Origin of the sequence: Rossellomorea sp. LjRoot5 (assembly GCF_964253455.1) — a bacterium.
Lineage (GTDB): Bacteria > Bacillota > Bacilli > Bacillales > Bacillaceae_B > Rossellomorea.
In genome coordinates, this window is record NZ_CAXUQN020000001.1 from 3,424,369 (window position 1) to 3,444,402 (window position 20,034).

Below are 20,034 nucleotides of genomic sequence, written 5' to 3' on the forward strand. Positions count from 1 at the left end.
TTACTATACAAGCGGCTAACACCCGTTGGATTAACATAATTGTAAAAATTTAAATTATTTTGAAATTATTGTCACGAACCGTTATAATTGGCCTAAAAGATCATGGGGGTGTTTCTACTGAAAAGATTCCATGTCGTCGGTCTACCCATTCAGTTCTTGCTTACATGTATCGGTCTATTCCTTTTCAGCGGCGCAGGTTCCTTGCTTGCATACGATACTGAATTAGTCATCATGCTGGGGAAATATCTTCAAACCCTTCAGGAGATTGGACGTGAAATGCTCCATCCCACTTCTCTCATTTTCAGAGTCGGGGATCCGATGGACTATAAAAGCTATCCGCTTTACCCGCTATTCTTTCAATTGTTCGGTTACTCATTCTCACTATTAGTCATGGCTTTTTTCCTTGCTGCCATCACGTCTTCCCTTGTGAGCTATTTGTTTATGTTTCTGCCAAAGAAGGTGTATCGTATCTGCTTCCGTTTACTCGACTCACTGGACTCCCTTCCCGACGTCATGATCATCGTGATCATCCAGCTGTTTATCGTCTGGTTTTTCAAGAAAACGGATATTTTGCTTTTTGACATCTATACCTTAGGCGATGAAAAGATTTATCTGCTTCCGATTATTTGTCTTGCCATCATGCCGATTGCGTTTTTAACAAAGCATTTCTTATTCCAGCTTCGGGAAGAAGAAGAGAAACCTTACGTAGAGTACTCACATTCTAAGGGGTTCTCAAAAGCGTATACGATATGGGTTCATTTATTTCGAAATGTGTGGCTTCACTTTTATTTTCATATTAAGCCGATTTTTCTTTTGATGCTTTCAAATCTGTTGATCATCGAAATCCTTTTTAATATCAACGGATTTATGAATGTACTTCTCGATGTTTCAAGGAATACGCCAAGTGCGTTTTTCGTCGGTATGCTGATGATTTACATACCGTTTTTTCTTATTTTCACTATGGGAGCCGTTTTTCTAAAGAAATGGTTATCGGGAGAGGAGGTCAGTTCATGAGAGTGTTAAAATCACCACGATTCTGGCTGCCGTTAGGCTTTCTTCTGATTCTGATCTCAGCAAGTTTCATCGTGCCAACCGTCTATCCGGAGCTATTGGAACCCGGCCCCCCTTATTTGAAGGATGAAGCAGGGAAGATCATTGCAGATCCACCATATACGATGAAGGAAATGAAGCCGCTGGGAAGTGATAAACTCGGCCGGAATCTATTTTATTTGCTATTGTCCGGTGCAAAGTATACCTTGCTGTCGGCCATGATCATCGCCCTTCTCCGCATGGCCGGTGGGTTTGCGTTCGGTCTTGTATATGCTTTCCTTCCTGATTGGGCCAGGCAGATGCTTAAGGGAATCGGGGATACATTCAACTTCATCCCGCTTGCGATCATTGCTTTCGTTCTCCTCACTCCCCTGCAGCTTGCCTTTGAAGCAGAGGCAATGTTTTCGTTTAGGTTTCTGGTCATTGAAGTTTTCGTGATCGCCATCATCGTGATCCCTTCTCTCGGCTTGTATATTGGGGAAGAAATGAAGGAGTACTTAAAGAATGATTTCGTTAGTGTATCGAGACAAATCGGGGCATCGAAATTCCATATCATCAAGCGGCACCTGCGTCCACAGTTCAGCCGTCATGCCCTTGTCATGTTTTCAGAGCAAATATCACAGACCTTATACCTTCTCATTCAACTTGGGGTTCTCCATATCTGTTTGGGAGGGCTGAAGATAGCGGAGTTCGGGATCATGGAGCACATACCTGAATACTTCTCTTATACAAATGAATGGGCAGCGACGATGAGCATCAATATCCAAATGGTTTTTCTTCATACGTGGTTGGTGCTGACTCCACTAGTATTTTTTGCGACAGCCATCTTTTGCATCAATGAAGTGACCAGATTCTTAAAAGAGGTTCTGCTTGAAGATAACCTCCCCATCGGAGAAGCAAAGCCCCATTCAATACAGACGCCGCCTTCGTCCATGTTTGATGACCCATTCACGTTTACAAACCGCTCAAGGGAGGAATTCCATTGAGAAATCAACTACTATTGATCCTATTTGCCATTCTAACCGTACTGACCGGATGCAGGGTTGAAATGGCAACGGAACTTCCTCATAAACCAGAAGCGCCGTCCGGGGTGAGGATTGAAATGAGCGGCACCGTCTCCCTTCAAGGAAAAGAACTAATCGTTGAAGGCAAATCCAATCTTCCAGAGGACAGCATCATATTTGCTGGCCTCAAAGATTATGGAGAAATGGAATCCTACGCCAGGGTCATCAACTGGCAGGGGGAAGAAACGGATGAATATGTGACGGAAAGTACCGGGGTAGTGGACGATAAAGGGAACTTCCAAATCAAAGTGGACCGGGTCAATCCGCAATCCCGCTACAAGCTGGAGGTCCTCTTTAACCCCGCCATCCAAAAATCCAGGATTCAGGAAATCTACGGCTTCTGGGGAGAGAACATCGCCCGGAACATCGGTTACCTCGATTTCGAGTATAATGGCAACACACTATCCGGGATGATCAAAGTCGCCCCAATCGTCAGTATCACAGACCCAAAAGGGGACGGTGCCAAATGGAACCTCACCAACATCCCGAAAAAATCCAGGGCACTAAAGTGAGGAATGAGGGACGGACCTCTTACTGTCAGACATTCTTGGTTGAAGCCTCAATGGGAGATCAGTCCCTCTTAGCATTGAAAAATCCCTGACGCTGAGTTTGGCGTCAGGGATTTCTCCGAAGGGAACCGGTTTTTTATGAATTCAATGTCAGTGTCGCAACACATTCCACATGCACCGTATGAGGGAACAGGTCCACAGGTTGAACGGCATCAAGGGTGTAGCCGAATGGCTCAAGCTCCTTGATATCCGTCGCGAACGTATCCGGGTTGCATGAAACGTACACGATCCGCTCCGGCTTCGCGCGACCGATTCGTCTCATCACTTTCCCGCCGGCTCCGGAACGCGGCGGATCAAGCATCAACAGCTGTGGATGACCGAACGTTTCGAGCATCTGGTCGATTCCTTTCCGTGCATCCTTTGCGAGGAATGTGGTGTTCGAGATCCCATTATCATCTGCATTCCGTTTCGCCGATTCGATGGAGCTTTCCACGATCTCGATCCCGGCAAGCTCCCCTACTTTGCTTGCAAATGGAAGGGAGAACGTTCCTACTCCGCAGAAAAGATCGATCATCTTCTCCGTTTTCTTCGGCTGGCTCATTTCAACCGCCAGGTCCACAAGCTTCTGGGCCTGTGTCGGATTCGTTTGGAAGAACGTATCGAACCATAGACGGAAACGATACCCGTCCATTTCGTCATAGATGAAATCCCGTCCGTCCAACAGATGGATCTCCTCCGCCTGCGTACGATCTGCCCATGCCGTGTTTTCTAGCCATAATAAGCTTTTCACATGAGGGAATTTCTCGCCGACACGTTTCTTTAAATCGGCAACGGCTTCTGAATAGGCTTCAGGTGCCTCGGTTGCGAACAGGGCAAGCATCAATTCACCTGTCGCAAACGATTGGCGGACCATTAAATGACGTAATAACCCTTCATGCTTGTCCTTGTCGTAACCTTGCAAGGCATGATCTTTTACCCAATCAGAAACTTCCATCGTCGCTTCTACCATCTCCTCACTCGCGATTAGGCAAGTTTCAAGGGAAATGATCTTACGGAAATTCCCCTGCTCATGTAAACCAAGTGCCCCTTCAGGTGAAAAAGTAAATTCCATCTTATTGCGGTAGCGCCACGGGTTGTCCATCCCTATGGTCTCACGGACGAGAGCGGGGTCGTAGCCCTGTCCTATTAAAGCTTCCTTTACATGATCCGTCTTGTGCTTCAGCTGACCTTCATAGTCCCAATGCTGCCACACACAACCTCCGCAGCGTTCAAAATGAGGACAAGGCGGGGCGATACGTTCCGGGTTCGTCTCCAGGATTTCATCCGCCATTGCCTTACGTCTTCTACGGTCCGGCTGATCGACCGTCACCTTCACCTTTTCCCCGATCAGGGTCTGAGGGATCGTAAGTCGCAGCTTCTTCGGATTCCCAAGCTCATTCTCACGCCAGATCACAGCCTGTCCGGACCCTTTTTGATCTAACTCTTCTATAGTGGCAACCATCGTTTCTGGTTTGATATTCGACAATTTCTACGTCCTCCTTCAACTTGCTCTCTAACTCTATACTTTATTAAAAATGGAGGCGGAATGCAACAAGGATATAGGGGCAAGTAGCACAAAAAAAAAGCCTTAAGTGTAAGGCCCCTTCTTTGATGTGAACAGACTAATAGGCTTTGTAACTTCCGAATTCACCGGTAATATAAGCTCTTCTTCCGTTGTAGACGACTTCCCAATAGCCTGAGCTGCTGTTTTCCCCCCTGACGGATCCCGTGACGGGAAGGGTACGGCCTTTTCTAATGGTACCCAGATCTTTTGAGGTCAAGCGATCCGGACGATCTTGTATGATGGCGGCATTCGCGACGCCAATAATGGTGATTTCCCCAATGGCAATCGGTCCTCCTGGTACAGGTGGCGGTGAGACTGGTCCCCCCTGCTGTCCACTTCCTTCCACCTTCACATATTTCGGTGATGCCGTCACATAAAACACATAGCCCCTGGAGTTCATGACTTCATACATATCGGCACCTTCCACCTTCAGCTTCCGGACAATCGTCGGAAATCCATACCCGTACTTCAATATTCCAGCACGGTAGGTATCATCGAAGGTCGGCCGGCTGTAGAAGTCAAGACCTTCTGCTCCTTTATAAATACTCTCAACGCGCTTGCCGACAAAATTCCCACTGCTTGTCCCACCGGAAGCGGGAGGTGACCCAACGTTCCCACCATTACCTGCAGCCACATAAGACACCCCGAAGAAATCACACACTCCCAGTGCCTGCTCCCTTGCCGTCTCACGCTGAAAATCCTCGTTGATCATGAGCAACGCTTCCCTCTCATTATCCATGAAGCCATTCTCTACAAGCACCGCCGGACCATTGAACTCCCTTGTCATATGAAGATTTTGCTCAATAATCCCCCGGTACACCTGCTTCGTCCCCTGTTTCAAGTACTTCGCAATATTCTCAGCAAGTTTTCTATCCTTTGCATCGTTATAATATACATGAAGCGAACGCCCTTCTGCATCCTTCCCCGGGCCATCAAACTTCCCATCAAAGGCATTATAGTGGTTGGAAACCAGTGCATCTGCCCCCATGGAATTAGCGGCATCGGTTCTCGCCTGAAGCGGAGTATCTGCATCCGTCGGAGCTGTTAACAGCGTCCGGAATCCGCATCTCTCCAATTCCAATTTTAAAAATAAGGTCACTTTCTCATTGAACTCGTTTTCCCGGATCTGCCTTCCGATAGACGGAATATAAGGCGTCCGTTTACCAGCTGTCCCGAGACCGTGACCATCATCCAATGCTATTAAATAATCACTAGCTTTTGCCATATTTTGTATCCTCCTTTACTAGTAAAATATTCACAGCTTGTACAAATGGTCACGGCGAGGGGAAAAAGTATAAAAGAATATAAATGCATCCGTTCATGACTTTGTCATCAGATAACATAAAAAAGGTGCCCGACTCCCCTTATCGGAGTCAGACACCTTTTTACTCTTCTATTATTTCGCCTGCAAGCGACTGATCCGCTCATCCAAATCCGGGTGAGTCGAGAACATCGCTGATTTACGTCGTCCATTGATTTTCAACGTAGAAATCGCAGTGTCGTCTTCCCCCTTCATCCGGCTTGAGTAAGCTTTCAGCATCTGCAGGGCATGGACCATTTTATCCTTACCGGCAAGATCCGCTCCGCCTCTATCTGCATGATACTCACGATGACGTGAATAAGCGAAGACAACGAGACTTCCCAGGATCGAGAAGACGATCTGGAAGACAATTACGGCAATGAAATGAACAATCGGTGCCATTTCTTCCCTTGCAAATCGGGACGCAATCCATGCGGCGATCCGCGCCAGGAAGACAACGAATGTATTGACCACACCTTGGAGCAGGGTCATCGTTACCATATCACCGTTCGCAACGTGGGCCACTTCATGGGCAATGACGCCTTCCACCGCATCATCATCCATTTCACGAAGCAATCCAGTCGAAACGGCAACAAGTGAGCGTTTCTTCGAAGGACCTGTGGCAAATGCATTCACTTCAGGAGAGTGATAGATTCCCACTTCCGGCATATGCGTGAGTCCTGCCGCTCTTGATAGACGGTGGACTTTCTCGATCACGGCACGTTCCTCAGAAGATAAAGCGCCATCCGGATTCAACACCTGGACACCCATCATCCTCTTCGCCATCCAGCGTGACATCGCCAAAGAGATGAAAGCTCCGGAAAAACCGATGATCGCACTGAATACAAGCAATGCACCTAAATCTAATCCGCCTGAAGCAGTGATATAATTCCCCGCTCCTGTGACGGAAAAAATGATACTAATCGTCAGTAGTACTAAAACGTTCGTTAACAGGAAGTAAAATATACGTTTCCCCATCTTGATTCTCACTCCTATTTCAAGTTCAAAAGAACCTGTATCTGATTCTATTATAAATCTTTCATGTGTAAAATACAAGCAAAAGGTGAAATTGACGAGTCACCACCTAACCAGTAGTATAGAAGAAGATATTTGCAAAAGAGACGGGGGAATCACGATGGAAACGTTTAAACTGACACGCAAAAATATGGCCGACCTGCTGCTGTCTCTGAACGGCACTGCGAGCAGGACTCCACATGAGGTGATTGGGGGAGTTTGGTCGGATCTGGTCCAGGAAAGCGAGCGTCCACCCATCATTCGAAAAATCCTTAAACCCACCAAAGGTGAAATCGGTTTTTCCCTCAATGAAATCGTGTCCCTTGGAAATTTGATCGAATTCACCAATTTCCCCCAAAGCACCGTCCAGAACTGGGTGAAGCGGGATGTAAAAGGGTTGATTGGTTCCCCGCAACTCGGTAAAAAATACACTACGGAACAGGCTGCCATGCTGTTCATCGTCGAAGATCTCAAAGCGACATTGGATTTTGAATCCATCCGTAAGATCCTGACCCTTGTATTCAATAATATCGAAGACCGCACCGATGACATCATTAACCCTACGGATCTTTATCTTGCCTATGCATCTGTCTTCGATCAGATCCACCACCAATCCCTCCCGTCCATCAAAACGGCAGATGGGTCAGTCAACGAACATATTGACGAATTCATCAAGGAAGAGTGCCGAACGATGCTAGGGACGCTTGACGGGATTGCAGAAGAAAACCTAACCAAAGTCCTTAATGCCATGATTGTATCCGTCTTGACGGTCCAGGCTGGATTTTATCAGGCTGCCACGAAGAAATATGTAATGGATGCCTTATCTTAACGGAAAATGCGAGGAAGGCACAGAGGGACGGACCTTCATTTTTGCAAATGAAGGCCCGTCCCCCTTGGGTTTCTCATGAAAATCATAGGTCCGTCCCTCTCTAAAAGTGATAACCCAAATAGTTTGATTGAAATTGAAGAAGATGCCTTGATTAAGGCATCTTCTTCCCTACAATCTGTCTCAATTCATAAGCCTTAATAATTTCACGGACCAATAGATATAGCCTCTCACTTCGTCTCTTTCACAAGTTGGAACATTTCTTTGTCTTTTAGGCATCGGTTTTGGATTTCTTCAGCCGAACCTTTATCTGTTGAAGATTCCACCAGGGTTTCCACCACTTGCGTCGCCCCGATCAGCATCAGCTTTGCCGACAGGATCGTCAAGGTAAAGAAAACGACGGGGATGAAAGAAATCCACGGATAGGTCGTCCACAGGAATTGCCACCAGCCGCCGAGGAGACCCGACCATTCATGAGAAATGGAAGCCAGGAACGGATTGTCAAAAAGGTCTACCTTAAGTGACGATCCCCCGATATAAATGTTCAAAACCCCAAGATGTGCAATCAACAGCATGATGATCATAAATTCCCGGATCGACACGAGAAGAATCTGCGGAAGAATAAAGGGGCGAATATGATTTCTGATGTAATGACGCTTCGTTGCCCCCAGCACTTTCGCACTATCTATAAACTCTTGACTCATGATCCGGTCATATTCATTCGTAAATAGCAGTGTCAGACTCGGAAGTGAAATCACGATAAGAATGATCAGGTAAAAAATCGTTTTATCCGTAAAATCATAAGGGAATCCCTCAGGATGATGTAACGGCCCATCCAGCAACATCCAATTCAATAATAAAAAAGATAATAACGTCGGCGGAAAATAGTTTGCGGCATCCACAATGTTATCAATGATTCTCCTGATTGGTTTCAAGTAGAAATGTAGTACCAACCCCATCAAAACGGAAGGCAATACCCTGCATAGCGTGATCAAGAGCGCTGCCCCTATTGTATATTTCGCCCCAACAATGATAAGAGAGAAGATATTCCGGTTAAAATTGTCGGTGCCAAGTGGTGGAGACTCTATCGGGGAGTATGGAGGGCTGAGAAAATCCCCCTCTTCATTTTTCACAAGATCCAGCTTCGGCACCTCATCCCCCCAGCCAACATAGTAAACAAGACTTGCGGCAAACATACCGAACAGAAAAATAAACCCCATTATAAATGACCGATTCTTCATCAGTTTTTTCAACATCATATCACCACCTTCTGCCCGGTTTTCCGATCAACGATGAGCCTGATGAGGATGAGCAGGACAAAAGCAGGCAGATAAAACATGATCAGACTGAAACAGATCACATCCATTTGAGAGAATGACAGGATGAAGTGTGTGATGCCATAAATATTAAATAATCTTTCAAACACGATTAAGGAAGATAAGAGAAAAAGAATGATAGATTTGGAATGATTCAATAAGCTGAACGCGATATTCCGCAGGACATGGATGAAGAAAATCGAGTGCTTGGACATCCCCCTGCTTCTGATCAGATCAACATACGTCTTCCCGTATTCATCATTGACCAGTAGATAGATGATCCGGAACAACATGATTGTCGGCAAGATGGACAGGGTCACAACCGGAACGAGATACACCTTTTCCTGAGAGCCGACAATAGGGAACAGCAGCACACCCGTCTCTTTCAAAATGAGGATGACGCTGTATTGAATGACAATCAAGATGAAGATATCAGGTGTGGACTCGAGAAGATTTGTCACTCTAAGGATGAACTTTGACCAACGGGAGGGCAGCAAATGTGTGAAGTACGCAAGGAAGATGCCCATAAGGACGGATAAAAGAAAGGCAGACAAAAAGATTGAAACAGAATAGAAATACGGCTCCCAGAATGCCGGGAACATCGGATACGAGTTGTTCGATTCATTCGTGATGGTCATCGACTCAGAATGGACGAGGGATGTTGAAATCTCCACAATGTTGAGCATATATTGTTGCAGGCTGAGGTCCACGCCATCATTGAACAAACCGATGAGTGCCGTCAGGAGGACGATCCCGAACAGAACGAAGACAAATTTCATCACCATGGAACCGATCGATTTGAGATTCATAGATTGATCCTCCGAATTCATTGGATAAAGTTTCCTTTATATTACCATAGTCACCCAAAAAATCCCATAAAAAAAGGTGGAAACCCTTTTGGACTCCACCTCTCTCTTCCCTACCGATCTTTCCTTACAAGATCCGCATACGTCTCCCGTTCGATCACGACCCGGGATACCCCGTTATCCACAAACACAACAGCAGGTCTCGGTATCCGGTTATAGTTACTCGCCATAGAATACCCGTATGCCCCCGTACTGAAGACAGCCAGGATATCACCGTAATTCGTCGGCGGCAGCATCAGGTCCCAGATGAGCATGTCACCAGATTCGCAACATTTCCCCGCAATGCTCACACGTTCCGTACATTCCTCATTTGGACGGTTGGCAAGTACTGCATGATACTTCGCCTGATACAGAGCCGGTCTTATATTATCCGTCATCCCTCCGTCAATCGCCACATACGTACGCACTTCCGGGATGATTTTCTTCGAACCCACTTTGTATAACGTCGTACCCGCTTCTGCCACCATGCTTCGACCAGGCTCCACCCATACTTCCGGGAGTGGGTATTCATTTTTGGCAAAATAGTTCTTCACACTATCCGTTATTCCTTTGACATAGGTCGGAATCGGCAAAGGCTGGTCTTCTTCCGTGTACCGGACACCAAAACCTCCACCGATATTCAACACCGGCATCGTGACGTCCAAATCAATCCGTATCCGCTGCATGAAATCAGACAGTACCAGGATCGCCTGATCGAAGCCTTCCTGTTCAAAGATCTGGGATCCGATATGGGAATGGAGACCGAGCAATGAGAAGTATGGCTTTCTAATCGCAAGCTGAATCGCCGTGGCCGCCTGTCCGTTTGAAATGCTGAATCCGAATTTCGAATCTTCCTGGCCCGTCGTGATGTATTCATGGGTATGGGCTTCCACGCCCGGTGTGACCCTGATGAGGATCTGCACCTCCTGCTCCCGCTCTTTTGCCAGGTCATGCAGCAGTTCAAGTTCAAGGAAACTATCGACGACAAAGCAGCCGATTTCAGCTTCAAGAGCCATTAAAAGCTCCTCTTCGGACTTGTTGTTCCCGTGAAAATGAATGCGTGCCGCCGGGAATCCAGCTTCAAGTGCCGTATACAATTCCCCGCCAGAGACGACATCCAACGATAGGTTTTCCTGTTCCGCCAAGCGCACCATTTCTTTACAAAGAAATGCCTTACTCGCATATGCCACCTGATATTTCAGACCACTTTCATTGAATGCATCCCGGAACAATTTCGCATTCCCACGGATCTTCCCTTTATCATAAACCATCAGGGGGGTGCCATATCTTTCCACCAATTCACCTGTACCCAGCCCACCGATCATTAAATCTCCTTGAACATTCACATCAACTGTACTCATATCCTAAACTCCTTTAGACTCTCTAAAAAAAACACAAAAAACCGTATGAAGCAGATGCTCATACGGTTTTTCATCAAAGTTTACGGAAACAAGATGAAGACTATGTATTAACATCTCTTCAATAGTGCTCCACAACTTTTGCATTGTGACAGTCCAGCATTTCTTCAATGCTGGCCCAACAAAAAATAGAATTGGCTATTTTCTGCTTCGGCGATCTGCCTTTCCCAACTTATCCCGGAATCCATTATTCTCAAAGAAGGTACTCATCATTCTCGCGCCTCTATTATCAGAGAGTGACTGTATATTTTTATTGGAATAACTATATCATTCTCTTGAAATGGATGTCAATTGGTTTTTGAATGTTCTAAAAAGGAGGAGCATCCCACCCTTGGGTTACTCCTCCTTTCCATTACTTAAAAGCTTGCCTTCTCATCCACTGGGTCGCAGCCCATTTATCCCCGATGACAACCGGTGCGCCGCCATGGAGCGTCAAGTCGTTCAATTCTTGATTATCATAAAAATATTCGAAGTAAACCGCCATTCCCTTTTGTGGAGAAACAGAGAGATTCAGCTTCGGGAAGTAAGTTTCCCCGCCTTCCTCTACGTCGTTCAAATACATAACGAGGGTACTGATCCTCGGGTTCTTCACCGGCCTTGCCGATGCCGAAAAGAAATCGAAGTGGGCCTTGTATTCCTGACCCGGTTTATAGTTCAGGATTTGAAGACCCTCCCCGTGCTCAACGGGTATATTCATAATCTGAGAGACTCGCTTTTCAACTCGTGTCACGACGTCATGACTTTCTTCTAAAAATACAGAACTGCTTGTTCTCAGTCCATCGACTGTCCTTGTATTCCCGATTTTTGAGCGTTCGACACGGTCTTTTGACAATTGGATGAGTTCATCACATTCTTCATGACTCAGTACATTGCCAAGCACGACGATCAGGGGCTCCTCCATTTTCGCGATGATCTGGATATCCCGGTCTTCCGTCTTGATCTTATTCCCGGTGTGGTGAAAAATCGTTTGTTCCTTTACAGCTATTTCAGTCGTATTCATTGCCAACTTTCATCAACCTCTTATCGTATTTTTAACATTCTGAATTCTTATATTAGTGGAAGCATTCTTTAAATCTTCCAGACTCGAAAAAGTGATAGCAACAATAGGCATAACTGTATATTTTATTCGGTTGTTTCCTCCTGGATGTCAAAGTATGAGAGTGTATTTTACTATATTTTACACCCGGGATGAGGGGAATTCTATCTTTATTTTTTCTTTTTCCCCTGAAAAATAATGTGGGTGACTCAGGTGTAGGATTGGAGTGGGTTGGAGGGTGTCACAGAAAGGACACGTATGGAAACCTTTATAATAAAACGAGTAGTGGTTGATTTCCACTCCAGGTGCTCGCTTTCCGCGGGGCGTGAGTAGAGCCCAGGAGTCGAGCACCTTCCGCTCCAATCAACTTTAAGGTTTAGTTTTTTACTACCATTGTCGTAAACGTCTTCCTCATCATTTTTTATTTACCAAATACATGGTCTGAAAATATAACCTTCTAAAAAGAACAAAAAAGACTGCCGGATCCCATCCGACAGTCCATCAATTTATTTCTTCAATGCTTCATACTGAACCAATACTTCCTTCACGATTTCACTATTCGCATCCAGTCCGCTCACTTCTTTCAAGACATGAGCAGGGCCGTGCTCGTTGATCATGCTCTGGATTTCCATGGCTTGTTCGTCTTCAGGATTGTCGAACAGTAACGCTGCTGCAATCGCTTTGGCGAGATACGAATAAGACAATCCCGCTTTTTGGGCTTCGGTGGTCGGACGGATCAAGCGGTCATCGGGACCAAGCTTCCTGATCGGCGCGCGTCCCACACGGGTGACGTCATCATTCAAGTAGGCATTTTTGAAGCGTTCGATGTTTTTATCAATATAAGCAAGGTGGTCGTTTTCATCGAGACCATATTGCTTCACAAGATAGGCGCCTGTTTCTTTCAACGTCTCCTTCACTTGTACAGCGATTTCGTCATCGGCTAATGTCTGATCAATGGTAGATTTCCCTTTCAGATATCCAAGGTAAGCAATGACAGCATGTCCCGTGTTCACCGTAAACAGCTTCCGCTCGATGAATGGTGCAAGATCTTCAACAATCGTCATTCCTACAACAGGCGGGATTTCTTCCGTCGTTTCAACCACCCACTCATAGTATGGTTCAACGAGGACGTCCAAAGAACCTTGATCCTGCATCGGTACAATGCGGTCCACCGCTGAATTGAAGAAGTAGACTTTGCCTTCAAGCTTTGCAACCGTTTCTTCATCAAGATTTTCTAAAATATGCTTTTTCAAAATATCCGTTGCACCGATCTGGTTTTCACATGCGATCACGTATAACGGTTCTTCTGAAGAAGCCACTCGCTTAGCGATCCCTTTTGCGATCAGTGGAGCGATCCGTGGCAGGATGTTCGGTCCGATGGCCGTCGTCAAGTAAGTGGAGCGGCCGATCGTGTCGATCACATCCTCTTCCTGATGAAGATTGTTCAGGCCGGACACATTCTCGATCGTTTCCGTTTCCATCGACTCGGTTGCGAGTTTCACCTCATAGCGTCCTTCTTCATTCAGTTTATTGATTACTTGTTCCGCAATATCGACAAAGGTCACGTGGTAACCTGATTGGGAAAACAATGCTCCGATAAACCCTCTGCCTATGTTTCCTGCTCCAAAATGTACGGCTTGTTTCAACATCATCATTCCTTTATCAAATTAGTTTGTAAGTAGTCCAGAAAGATTTCTTCCAGTTTCTTCAGGATGATCGCTTCATTCGTGGACGAATAAATCATCATCGATCTATGATCTTCGATTAAGCTTGTAGAGATCAGGCTGAGGATTTCCTGTTCCCGCCTGCTCAATACTTCCGGGGCAAGCATCAGGAGGAGGCTCTTCATCTCCATCTCCGCACCATCCATCCCCTTGATCTTGCAAGGTTCATCCAGATGGGCCACCTGGAAGATCAGTTTATTTACGTTGTCATCCCGGCAATGGAAAAGCCCCATATTCGTGTTCGGGATACCTAGTCCGCCTTTCTTCTCCCTTTCCATCAGTTGGTCCAGGACCGCTCGAGGCTGTTGAAGAAGTCCGTCCCGGTTCACCTGGTCGACCATTTCACTAAGGATCCTCACATGATTTCCCGTCGACTGCTTTCTGTACACGCGAAAATTGGTAAGAATGGCTTCCATGCTGGAATGGACGTCTTTAATCTCCTGAAGGAGCATTCTCACTTCGGCTTTCCCATCAGACTTCGGTGATGGTTTCAAATATTTTTTCCTCGTCAGCTTCTCGACGTTATTCTGCAGGTAGCTTTGTATGAATCCGATGTCCTTCTCACTCAATAGTGGACTCACCAGAATGTACTCCACTTCAGTAAAGGGAAGCCTGACTGTAGAAATGACAATGTCGTACTCCTCAAGATTCGCTGTCTGGAAATCTTTTATCGAAAGAATTTCAACCTTATTGATCATGCTCAGTTCCCGCTGGATGCGGCTGGCGAGCATCTTGGACGTCCCGATTCCTGTCGGACATACGACTACGGCTTGAATATTGACCTTTTCTTCATTCATCAGCATGGCGGATCCGAAATGAAGGACGATGAACGCCACCTCATCATCAGGAAACGAGATATCCTTAAACTCCATTTCCAGACTCTTTTTCACCGCTAAAAATAAGACCGGATACTTCTTCCTGATTTCATCCGTCAGAGGATTAAAAAGATCAAGCTCCTGCTGCAACCGGAAGATGGACGGTCCCATATGGGCAAGGAGTCCCTGAAACAGGGAAAAATCATCGGACAGATCCACGTGGAGGTCTTCAGACACATCCTTGATGACATTTTTGATGAGATGCCCAAGGAGGATGCTGTCATAGTAAACGACTTCTGGATCCTGCACCTTTGATCCTTTCAAAATGACCGTCAAGAATTGGACGTCCAGATGGTTGATTGAAACGGATAGCCGCTGTTTCAGTTCCCGGCATATCATGTCCATCAACTGGAACTCACCCAGTGCCTCTTCTTCAGATGGTTCCCTTTGCTGTAATCCGAAGTCTTCTTCGGTTCGCTGGACGGTCAGGCAGATATGCACGACAAGACCGATGTAATCGCTGTCCGTTAACGTGATCTGCTCGTCTGCCAAATGATGATTCACTACTTTGTCAACGGCAAGTAAATAGTCCGGTTTGAAATAGCCGAGAACAGGTTCATCAAGGTGAAGACCCTGTTGCATCCCATAAAGAGCCTCGATAATGTCTTCATAAAAATGGACGAGGAAAAAACTTGCCAGGGCATGACGCTTGTCGGCTTCTTCTGCCACAAGCTCCACCCCAACCCCTCGTTTCCTCGTCAGGGTGATCCCATATTTTTGTAGCCAATCGGCAAGCTCATCCAGATAAGAAGACAAGGTCGTCACGCTGATTCCGAGCTGACGTGCCAGGACCTGTTTTTTAAAAGAAGGGCCTTCGTGCAGAAGGATGATCAGGAGATTAAGCTTTCGTTCCTCAGGGGTTTCGTCGGTCGGATGCACATCCGCAAGATTTTGTATTAAACGATAGATATGCTCATTCTTCCCATCGATGAACAGACCTTCATTAGCCGTCCTCTTTAATTCCAAATGAAACTGTTTTAAAATGCTTTCGATTGATTTCAAATTTCGCTGTACGGTTCTCCCGCTCACATTCAAAAACGCAGAAAGAGAGTAAACGGTATGTTTCCCAGATGTTTTTACAATCAATTCTATAATGGATTTTTCCCTTGATGTAATAAACATCCTTCCCCCTCTTTCCCTATCATGAGCTTTTTTCCAAAAGAAATGAGAACAGAAAGGCAGGGATCCCGCCTTTCTGAATGATTACTCTAGTTGCTGTTGATGATGTCTTTCAGTTCCTTGGCTGACTTCGCCCGAACCATCTGGTCGACGTTTTCCTGCTCTGAGCAGACAACGGCGATGCCAGACAGGATTTCAAGATGTGTACCGTCTTTACCGGCGATACCGAAGATCATCTTCGCCTTCTCTCCGTTGAAGTCGACGCCGTCTGGAACTTGAACGACGGTGAATCCTGATTTGATGACGGCTTTCTTCGCGTCTTCCGTACCGTGTGGAATCGATACATTATTACCCATATACGTAGATGTGATTCCTTCTCTATCAATCATAGCATCTACATAGCTTTCTTCCACATATCCTGCTTTAACAAGAGCTTCTCCAGCGAAACGGATCGCTTCTTCTTTTGTGGAAAATGACTGATTCATGAAGATGTTCTCTTCAAGCAGTAGATCATCATCGTGATCTGCATTCGGTTCGGCGTTCACCGCTTCTTCCTCTGCCTCTTCGACAACCTCTGCCTGTTCATTCGTGATCCCGTCCTGAAGACTCGCGATCAGCTTGTCATACTCAGGGCTGGATAAGAAGTTATCCACTGAGATATGATACGCATTCGGAAGTTTATTTTTCGCACGAGGCGTCAATTCTTCCTGTGTGATGACCACTTGTGCATCTGATGGAAGATTACTGATGGAGGTGTTCGTGACGCTGACATCCAGATTTGCTGCCTTCACTTTCTTACGCAGGAGGGAAGCACCCATGGCACTTGATCCCATCCCTGCATCGCAGGCAAAGACGATTTTGTTCACTTCTTCAGGCATTGTCCCATTGCTCACATGTCCGGCAACGGAACTCTTCTTGCCTTTCATTTCCTGCATTTTCTTTGTAGCGCCTTCAATATCTTCGTCTGTCGCTTTGCTTGATTTCAAGACGATGGCAGACACGATGAAGGACACAACTGTTGCAACAAGGACCGCTGCAAAGTTAGCCAGATACGCCATTCCTTCAGGAGGTGTAACCGCGGTAATCGCGATGATACTACCAGGTGACGCTGGTGATACCAGTCCTCCACCTAATAAAACAAGAGTAAATACTCCGCTCATTCCACCAAGGATGACGGATATGAACAGCATCGGCTTCATTAATACGTACGGGAAGTAGATTTCATGAATCCCACCAAAGAAGTGAATGATTCCTGCTCCCGGCGCCGATTGCTTCGCTGTTCCTTTTCCAAAGAACATAAAGGCTAAAAGAACACCAAGACCTGGTCCCGGGTTTGCTTCCAATAGGAATAGAATCGATTTTCCACCCTGTTGAACCTGCTCCAAACCAATTGGTGACAGGACACCGTGGTTAATGGCATTATTTAAAAATAAAATCTTCGCCGGTTCGATCAGGATACTTGTTAACGGAAGCAGTCCAGCTGCTACGAGCCAATCCACACCTTCAACAAGTAGACTTGTGAAGGCATCTACGGCAGGTCCGACACCTAAGAATGCCAGAATCGCCAGGATTCCTCCCAGGATACCCGCTGAGAAGTTATTCACGAGCATTTCAAACCCTGCTCTGATCTTTCCTTCGATCAATCCGTCAAACTTCTTGATTACATATGCTCCCAAAGGACCCATAACCATGGCACCTAAGAACATCGGTGTTTCCGGTGCACCGACAATGACACCCATTGTCGCGATCGCACCCACGACACCACCACGCTGGTCGTGTACGAGCTTACCTCCTGTATACCCGATCAATAACGGCAACAGATACGTAACCATCGGCCCGACCAGTTTGGCAAGGCTTTCATTTGGAAAGAACCCAGTTGGTATGAACAACGCTGTAATTAAACCCCAAGCGATAAAGGCGCCTATATTCGGCAGAACCATAGAACTGAGGAAGTTACCAAATTTTTGTACCGCAACTTTCATATTGGATTGCGCCACTTCTCTCATCCTTTCATGTATAGATAATGATTTCTTATTTTAATGATAGGCCTTACAGCATGGAGGTTTCAAGAATGATGAAAACTAACTTTGTCACCCTGGTGACGACAAACCTATTGTTTCTCTGATTGGGGAAGATATTCCCTTGGAGGACCAAGAAAAAAGGGAACAGCATTGTACTGTTCCCTTCACCCGGTTAATCCAGCTTCACCTTCACCCAATCGTCCAGGTATTGGGTGGTGCTGTAGCCGTCTATCACAAGCTCGGTCGGTATGACGTCATCATTTGTGCCATCGTTGTAAAAATCAATGGTTTGTTTCGTTTCAAAGTAACGTGGCTCCTCTATTTTCTCGTACTCATATGACCCCGGCTCGTACATCTGGCCCTCTTTGTCCATCAATATGCCATCGCCGCCACTTACACCGATTGAGTAGTAATCTTCCTCTTCTTCCGCAGTCCGATAATAGATATAGTTCACATTTTCATACTCACGGTCTTTCGGCAAATCGTGTGTGAGGGTCACTTGTGTCGGGCTACCGATTTTGATGTCGTCGATGGTGATCGTGTTTCCGAGATACTCAGTAGTATCTGGCAACTCTTTATTTACATCGAGTTCAATGACTTTTTGATCCTTTACAAATAGATGAGCCGATCCAAATCGGATGGTCACTATCTTAGGATCATCAAAATAGAGTGTGTCAAAGGCTGTTTTAAAGGAATTCCATCCCTCATTGTCTGAATATCCACCGAACATCATGCCTCCGAATTGATCCGCCTTCCATTTTTTATCTTTCGATTCAATCGACTCAAAGGTCATCATGTCGATCCGCCCTTCCTTTTCTTGCTCCTGAAAGCTATATTCAAGAACCGTTGCGGTCGGGGCAATCATCATTTGATCCAAACGGACGGGAATGCCTGCCACTTCCATTTTCTTATCCAGCTTATGGACACGGGATGGCTTCTTTTCGAATGGAATCTCAAAACTCCAGCCCCCTTCGGCAAATCTCATTTCCCCGCCGCCGATTAATTCACCGGATGAAGGGTCTTCGTTTAATTGCATGAGTCGTACAATCTGTAATTTTATCGTCCCCTCGTCCACTGAGACCGGCTGGAGACTGATGGTTCCTCTATAGACATTTTTCTTATCATTATGTAGGTTTTCTTGATCCCGGGGAGGAGAGTAGAAACTGGATTGCTCGTCCCTCTTCATGACATCGTATTCGTTCTCGATGATGACTCCTTCATAAGGGTTCATCAGATAACGATTTTCTCCCTTGAGATCTTCTACTTCATAAAAGACGAGCGTCTGCACGTCATCCGCGACAACACTCTTAATCGTGACCTTCACTCCGTCACTCTCTGCTTCAAGGTTCAGACGTTCACCGAGATTATGCTGAAGAATCGCTCGCAGTTGTTCATCTTCTTCCGTGTAAGAATAGTAGAGGCTTGCAAACCCACCTGTGACAAATCCTGCAACGATCAGGAGTACAAACACTCCCGCGAAGGAAAGCAGAATCGATTTCCGTTTCTTTCTCCGCTTCTGTCTCTCTGCTTCCCTTTGATCCAGCCTTTTTCTGACTTTCTCCATGACATCTGGCGGGAGATGAGTCTCTTCTGCCAATTTGGCAAGTGCGAGGGTCACTTCCTGAAACGAAGCGAGGTCTTCCTGACAATCCGTGCAATGATATATATGTATTTCAAAATCCACCTTTTCCGGTCGATCCATGGTTCTTCCCAAGTAAGCCAGATAATGCTTCTGATATTCATGGCAGCCTTCAAGCTCAGGGGCGTTCCCCATCGTTTCCCGAAGCTTCCGTATGCCTCTGAATAAGCGGGATTGCATTTCATCAATCGGAATATCAAGTATCCGGGCGGCCACATCCTGGTCGCACCCTTTCATATAGACTAATGCCACCGCTTCTTTTTCAGCTGATTCCAGATGATGAAATGGGTGAAAGGGGTCATCATCTGAACCCAAAGAATGTACGGATTCCTCTTGACACTCCTCCAGAAAAATCCTTGTACCCGAATGAGCATTCTTCCTTTTACGTGCCTCATCCTCCAGGCGGATAATCGAGCGAAAAAAAAGATCCTCCATTTCTTGATGATGCTTGGAGTAAACCCGGCCCAGTGCATAGAACGAATGCTTCTCCTCTTCGAACCGGGCAATGATCGATTCCAATTCCCTTTCATATGTCCTGCTGACCGGTACGGTACCGGTTTCCAATTTCGCCATAGCTGTCTTCCCTCCTTCCATTTTCCTACTAGTAATTATTTCAAAATTCCCAATACTTCACAATCCTTTTCTTGAAAATTGATTGAGTCATCTGATATTTTA

General features: G+C 46.0%; 15 protein-coding genes and 1 riboswitch. Of the genes, 4 read left to right on the forward strand and 11 right to left on the reverse strand.

Features of this window, described 5'->3' with window-relative positions:
- The first annotated feature begins 108 nt into the window (after nt 1-108).
- Genes ACSQ2E_RS17465 through ACSQ2E_RS17475 form a run of 3 tightly spaced genes read left to right on the forward strand, consistent with a single transcriptional unit; the run spans nt 109 to nt 2,626 of the window.
- Entirely contained in the window at nt 109-1,014 is a 906-nt protein-coding gene (locus tag ACSQ2E_RS17465) for an ABC transporter permease subunit (RefSeq protein ID WP_435992588.1), read from the forward strand.
- Entirely contained in the window at nt 1,011-2,036 is a 1,026-nt protein-coding gene (locus tag ACSQ2E_RS17470) for an ABC transporter permease subunit (protein WP_435992590.1), read from the forward strand. The genes ACSQ2E_RS17465 and ACSQ2E_RS17470 overlap by 4 nt, the downstream gene beginning before the upstream one ends.
- On the forward strand, nt 2,033-2,626 hold the full coding sequence (locus tag ACSQ2E_RS17475; protein ID WP_435992592.1) for a hypothetical protein: 594 nt from the start codon (nt 2,033-2,035) through the stop codon (nt 2,624-2,626). The genes ACSQ2E_RS17470 and ACSQ2E_RS17475 overlap by 4 nt, the downstream gene beginning before the upstream one ends.
- A 133-nt stretch (nt 2,627-2,759) precedes the next feature.
- Here ACSQ2E_RS17475 and rlmD read toward each other — a convergent pair whose 3' ends face one another.
- From rlmD to htpX, 3 genes are all read right to left on the reverse strand, one after another.
- Nucleotides 2,760-4,124 (reverse strand): 23S rRNA (uracil(1939)-C(5))-methyltransferase RlmD, encoded by a 1,365-nt coding sequence (rlmD, locus tag ACSQ2E_RS17480; protein WP_435994615.1) that lies wholly within the window; start codon nt 4,122-4,124, stop codon nt 2,760-2,762.
- Between the two features lie 160 nt (nt 4,125-4,284).
- Nucleotides 4,285-5,451 (reverse strand): N-acetylmuramoyl-L-alanine amidase family protein, encoded by a 1,167-nt coding sequence (locus ACSQ2E_RS17485; RefSeq protein WP_435992594.1) that lies wholly within the window; start codon nt 5,449-5,451, stop codon nt 4,285-4,287.
- 171 nt (nt 5,452-5,622) lie between these two features.
- Entirely contained in the window at nt 5,623-6,504 is an 882-nt protein-coding gene (gene htpX / locus ACSQ2E_RS17490) for a protease HtpX (RefSeq protein ID WP_435992596.1), read from the reverse strand.
- 157 nt (nt 6,505-6,661) lie between these two features.
- Here htpX and ACSQ2E_RS17495 point away from each other — a divergent pair, with 157 nt between their 5' ends.
- The gene (locus ACSQ2E_RS17495; protein ID WP_435992598.1) at nt 6,662-7,369 is read left to right on the forward strand and encodes a DUF1836 domain-containing protein; all 708 of its coding nucleotides are present in this window, start codon (nt 6,662-6,664) and stop codon (nt 7,367-7,369) included.
- Between the two features lie 227 nt (nt 7,370-7,596).
- Here ACSQ2E_RS17495 and ACSQ2E_RS17500 read toward each other — a convergent pair whose 3' ends face one another.
- The 8 genes from ACSQ2E_RS17500 to ACSQ2E_RS17535 form a co-directional block, all read right to left on the reverse strand.
- Nucleotides 7,597-8,625 carry an ABC transporter permease subunit gene (locus ACSQ2E_RS17500; protein WP_435992600.1) on the reverse strand — a complete coding sequence of 343 codons (1,029 nt, stop codon included), beginning with the start codon at nt 8,623-8,625 and terminating at the stop codon, nt 7,597-7,599.
- Complete coding sequence (locus tag ACSQ2E_RS17505) at nt 8,622-9,491, reverse strand: ABC transporter permease subunit (RefSeq protein WP_435992602.1); 870 nt, start codon at nt 9,489-9,491, stop codon at nt 8,622-8,624. The genes ACSQ2E_RS17500 and ACSQ2E_RS17505 overlap by 4 nt, the downstream gene beginning before the upstream one ends.
- Nucleotides 9,492-9,601: 110 nt before the next feature.
- On the reverse strand, nt 9,602-10,888 hold the full coding sequence (gene lysA / locus ACSQ2E_RS17510; RefSeq protein ID WP_435992604.1) for a diaminopimelate decarboxylase: 1,287 nt from the start codon (nt 10,886-10,888) through the stop codon (nt 9,602-9,604).
- 114 nt (nt 10,889-11,002) lie between these two features.
- Nucleotides 11,003-11,179, reverse strand: a riboswitch (Lysine riboswitch).
- A gap of 118 nt (nt 11,180-11,297) precedes the next feature.
- Entirely contained in the window at nt 11,298-11,945 is a 648-nt protein-coding gene (locus ACSQ2E_RS17515) for a 2OG-Fe(II) oxygenase (RefSeq protein WP_258262828.1), read from the reverse strand.
- Between the two features lie 542 nt (nt 11,946-12,487).
- Nucleotides 12,488-13,627 (reverse strand): mannitol-1-phosphate 5-dehydrogenase, encoded by a 1,140-nt coding sequence (locus ACSQ2E_RS17520; protein WP_435992606.1) that lies wholly within the window; start codon nt 13,625-13,627, stop codon nt 12,488-12,490.
- Nucleotides 13,628-13,632: 5 nt separating this feature from the next.
- Nucleotides 13,633-15,702: a BglG family transcription antiterminator gene (locus ACSQ2E_RS17525; protein WP_435992608.1), complete on the reverse strand. Its 2,070-nt coding sequence runs from the start codon at nt 15,700-15,702 to the stop codon at nt 13,633-13,635.
- Nucleotides 15,703-15,788: 86 nt separating this feature from the next.
- Nucleotides 15,789-17,696, reverse strand: coding sequence for a PTS mannitol transporter subunit IICBA (locus ACSQ2E_RS17530; protein ID WP_435992610.1), 1,908 nt, complete (start codon nt 17,694-17,696; stop codon nt 15,789-15,791).
- A gap of 196 nt (nt 17,697-17,892) precedes the next feature.
- Nucleotides 17,893-19,932: a DUF4179 domain-containing protein gene (locus tag ACSQ2E_RS17535; RefSeq protein ID WP_435992612.1), complete on the reverse strand. Its 2,040-nt coding sequence runs from the start codon at nt 19,930-19,932 to the stop codon at nt 17,893-17,895.
- Nucleotides 19,933-20,034: the final 102 nt, after the last annotated feature.

Bases quoted from the DNA above. Each gene is read 5' to 3' on its own strand.
- ACSQ2E_RS17525 (WP_435992608.1), bottom strand. From the start codon at position 15,702: ATGTTTATTACATCAAGGGAAAAATCCATTATAGAATTGATTGTAAAA.
- ACSQ2E_RS17470 (WP_435992590.1), top strand. From the start codon at position 1,011: ATGAGAGTGTTAAAATCACCACGATTCTGGCTGCCGTTAGGCTTTCTT.
- htpX (WP_435992596.1), bottom strand. From the start codon at position 6,504: ATGGGGAAACGTATATTTTACTTCCTGTTAACGAACGTTTTAGTACTA.
- ACSQ2E_RS17515 (WP_258262828.1), bottom strand. From the start codon at position 11,945: ATGAATACGACTGAAATAGCTGTAAAGGAACAAACGATTTTTCACCAC.
- ACSQ2E_RS17485 (WP_435992594.1), bottom strand. From the start codon at position 5,451: ATGGCAAAAGCTAGTGATTATTTAATAGCATTGGATGATGGTCACGGT.
- ACSQ2E_RS17495 (WP_435992598.1), top strand. From the start codon at position 6,662: ATGGAAACGTTTAAACTGACACGCAAAAATATGGCCGACCTGCTGCTG.
- rlmD (WP_435994615.1), bottom strand. From the start codon at position 4,124: ATGGTTGCCACTATAGAAGAGTTAGATCAAAAAGGGTCCGGACAGGCT.
- ACSQ2E_RS17505 (WP_435992602.1), bottom strand. From the start codon at position 9,491: ATGAATCTCAAATCGATCGGTTCCATGGTGATGAAATTTGTCTTCGTT.
- ACSQ2E_RS17500 (WP_435992600.1), bottom strand. From the start codon at position 8,625: ATGATGTTGAAAAAACTGATGAAGAATCGGTCATTTATAATGGGGTTT.
- ACSQ2E_RS17535 (WP_435992612.1), bottom strand. From the start codon at position 19,932: ATGGCGAAATTGGAAACCGGTACCGTACCGGTCAGCAGGACATATGAA.
- lysA (WP_435992604.1), bottom strand. From the start codon at position 10,888: ATGAGTACAGTTGATGTGAATGTTCAAGGAGATTTAATGATCGGTGGG.